Annotated in this window: 1 pseudogene; it reads right to left on the bottom strand. The window is 60.9% G+C overall.

What is annotated here, in order from left to right:
* Positions 1-445, bottom strand: a pseudogene (locus tag JAO29_RS23120) (hypothetical protein); the annotation flags it as partial.

Consider the following 445-nt stretch of genomic DNA (forward strand, 5'->3'; position numbering starts at 1 on the left):
TAGAAGAAGATCTCGTCGAGGTAAAAGGTGTACTGGCCCTGCTCGTGGTATCCGACCGGAACTCCATAGAGCTGCTGGGGTTTGTCGGAGTCAGGCAGGGTGAAGAGCATGAGGACCTGCCGGTCGCCACCGGGGATGCGGTGGGTGGCGGACTTTGGAGCGACCTGCTCGGTGAAGTCCTTGACCTGCAGCTTCTGAGCGCCGAGGAGCGTACCTGAGGGTTTGCCGTAGGTTACGTGCTTGCCGGAGGCGGGATAAAACTCCATCTGGCCGCCTGCGGAGACCCAGAGATTGGAGCCATTGAGATCCCGGGCGTCGGCCATGGAGGATTGACGCTTCTTCTTGAGGAAGACGAGATCGTCATCGGCGATCTTTTCGCGGGCGGGTGCGGCGACCGGCTTTGCCGGAGCATTGCGCTCCCGGTAGATCATTCCCACGCGTACAC

Source organism: Edaphobacter sp. HDX4 (genome assembly GCF_036877565.1).
Classification (GTDB): domain Bacteria; phylum Acidobacteriota; class Terriglobia; order Terriglobales; family Acidobacteriaceae; genus Edaphobacter.